At 52.9% G+C, this 803-nt stretch carries 1 rRNA gene; it reads left to right on the top strand.

Annotation, left to right across the window (positions count from 1 at the left end):
- Positions 1 to 803: ribosomal RNA gene (locus ACESPU_RS21695) — 23S ribosomal RNA — on the top strand; the annotation flags it as partial.

Below are 803 nucleotides of genomic sequence, written 5' to 3'. Positions count from 1 at the left end.
GTGACGGCGTGCCTTTTGCATAATGAACCTACGAGTTACCTTCCCCGGCAAGGTTAAGTACCTAAGGTACGGAGCCGAAGCGAAAGCGAGTCTGAACAGGGCGGCCAGTCGGGGGGGGTAGACGCGAAACCGAGTGATCTACCCTTGGCCAGGTTGAAGGTTGGGTAACACCAACTGGAGGACCGGATGGGTAAGCGTTGAAAAGCTTTCCAATGAGCTGAGGGTAGGGGTGAAAGGCTAATCAAACTCGGAGATAGCTCGTACTCCCCGAAATGCATTTAGGTGCAGCCTCTTTATAGTATATCGTGAGGTAGAGCGACTGATTGGATGCGAGGGCTTCACCGCCTATCAAGTCCAGATAAACTCCGAATGCGCGATATATATTTACAGGGAGTGAGGGCGCGGGTGCTAAGGTCCGTGTCCGAGAGGAGAAGAATCCAGACCACCGGCTAAGGCCCCCAAATGATCGTTGAGTTGAACTAACGAGGTCGGATCGCAGAGACAGCTAGGATGTTGGCTTGGAAGCAGCCATTCATTTAAAGAGTGCGTAACAGCTCACTAGTCGAGCGATCTGGCGTGGATAATAATCGGGCATAAACGATCTGCCGAAGCCGTGGATGTCGTAAGACATGGTAGGGGAGCATTCCATGCGGCGTCGAAGATGAGGGATGACCCTTGTTGGAGCGCATGGAAAAGCAAATGTAGGTATGAGTAACGATAAGGGGGGCGAGAAACCCCCCCGCCGAAAGACCAAGGTTTCCTGATCAACGCTAATCGGATCAGGGTGAGTCGGGACCTAAGGC

The organism is Parabacteroides sp. 20_3 (assembly GCF_964238835.1).
GTDB lineage: Bacteria > Bacteroidota > Bacteroidia > Bacteroidales > Tannerellaceae > Parabacteroides > Parabacteroides distasonis.
The sequence above is the reverse complement of the archived record's forward strand: the minus strand, read 5'-3'. Positions and strand labels throughout refer to the sequence as shown.